Genomic DNA, 1,557 nt, shown 5'->3' on the forward strand with positions numbered 1-1,557 from the left:
CCCAGTCGGCCGGGTTGCTTGCCATCGTCACTTGGCAAGCAACCCGGCCGAGTGACTGGGCTACCAGTTCACTCCGTGTCGAAGTTTGGTGTACCGAAGTTTGGTGTGTCGCGGGGTGGGGGATACAGCTCACACTGGTGCACGAAGCAACGCCGATGGTTCTCCAGCGCAAGTCCAGGATTTGCGCACTGTCGGCCCACGAGTGCGCCTGGATGCTGAATGACGTTGCCCTGAAGTGTCTTTGAGGACCGCGAAGCATCCTGAAGTTGCCACGTCGAAGAAGGGCCGAAGTATGACGTCGACTTGTGAACGATCACTCCCCGAAGAACGAGAAAGACCGCCCGGTGTAGAACCGGACGGTCTTGATCGAAGTGCTAGTTCATGCGCCGCGACGCTTGGCCTTCAGCAAATCGAGACGCTCTTTGAGGAGCTCTTCGAGTTCCTCGACCGAGCGACGCTCGAGCAGCATGTCCCAGTGGGTGCGGGGAGGCTTGACCTTCTTGGCTTCGGGAGCAGTCCCTTCCATGAGGGTGCCTTCGAGGCCGTTTCGGCACAACCAGGTGCCGGGGATCTCGGCTTCGTCCGCGAACGGGATGTCGAAGATCTCGCCGTTCTCGCACTTGTACTTGGCCATACGACGGGGCGCGAGGTCATGGTCACGGTCGGTCTCGTAGCTCACAGCTCCGAGTCGGCTACCTCGAAGTACGCGATCTGCCATGGTGGTGTCCTCTCTTCGTTCGTCACCGCTGGTGGGCGCCCTGACTTGGGGAGTAGACGCTCACACTCATCTACAACGCCACGAGCACCCGATTGGTTCCCGTGTGGCGAGAAGACGCAACCTCTCCATCTTACCGGGTACCGTGCGCGTTCATCGAAGGCGTCCGAATCTCGAGTACAGTGTCGATTCATGGCTGAGAGCACACGCGTCGGATCACCGGAGTCTGCGCGTTCGGGAAACCCGTGTGTGTGGTGTGGTCGAGAGGTCGCGGTGACCGGTGTCGGTCGTCGACGCCGGTACTGCAGCCAGTCTTGTCGACAGCGTGCGTACGAGCAGCGCAATGCCGTCAAGGGCACGTCGATCCCGGCTGACGCCGTCATCTTGACCGCAGTCGAAGCGGTCGAACTCGTGGATCGGATGTTCGAGGTCCGATGCGCTGCCGAAGATGTGGCGACAGCAGTTGCCGAGGGCGCAGAGAGTTCAGAGCTCACACAGTTGTGTGAACGGTTGACCGAGCTTGCCCGCGAAGCCGAACGTTTCCGGTAGAGCAGGTGTGGGCAACCGGTTTCTAGCCTTGCGTCGAGCACTGCAACACTGCGGTGCTCCTGACGCCTGACGACGACAATTTTGATCCTGAGTTCGGACCTTCGGGGAGGTTCGGACTTCGAAGCGACCCTTCGTCGAGGTCGATGACCTTCGGCTGCGCTCTCGCAGGATCGCCACATGGTTTCCACTCGATATCGAGGCGGTGCGATGTTTCTCTTCAATCCCCGAGCCACACTTCCCGGCGCTGATCGTGACAACGCTGATCGTCACAACGCTGTGTGGGGGTGGTCGTG

The 1,557-nt window shown here is 60.4% G+C and carries 2 protein-coding genes; one reads left to right on the plus strand and one right to left on the minus strand.

Going from position 1 to position 1,557, the window contains the following annotated elements; all coding sequences use genetic code 11:
* Positions 1-379 precede the first annotated feature (379 nt).
* The gene (locus ATN38_RS30915; RefSeq protein ID WP_003944971.1) at positions 380-718 is read right to left on the minus strand and encodes an RNA polymerase-binding protein RbpA; all 339 of its coding nucleotides are present in this window, start codon (positions 716-718) and stop codon (positions 380-382) included.
* 189 nt (positions 719-907) lie between these two features.
* On the opposite strand from ATN38_RS30915, the gene ATN38_RS30920 reads away from it, so the two are divergent.
* Positions 908-1,264: a hypothetical protein gene (locus ATN38_RS30920; RefSeq protein WP_051720850.1), complete on the plus strand. Its 357-nt coding sequence runs from the start codon at positions 908-910 to the stop codon at positions 1,262-1,264.
* Positions 1,265-1,557: the final 293 nt, after the last annotated feature.

This window comes from Rhodococcus sp. FH8, assembly GCF_019266085.1.
Taxonomy (GTDB): Bacteria; Actinomycetota; Actinomycetes; order Mycobacteriales; family Mycobacteriaceae; genus Rhodococcus_F; species Rhodococcus_F qingshengii.

What these genes read in the sequence shown, in the direction of transcription:
- ATN38_RS30915 (WP_003944971.1), bottom strand. Translation starts at nt 718, where the DNA reads ATGGCAGATCGCGTACTTCGAGGTAGCCGACTCGGAGCTGTGAGCTAC.
- ATN38_RS30920 (WP_051720850.1), top strand. Translation starts at nt 908, where the DNA reads ATGGCTGAGAGCACACGCGTCGGATCACCGGAGTCTGCGCGTTCGGGA.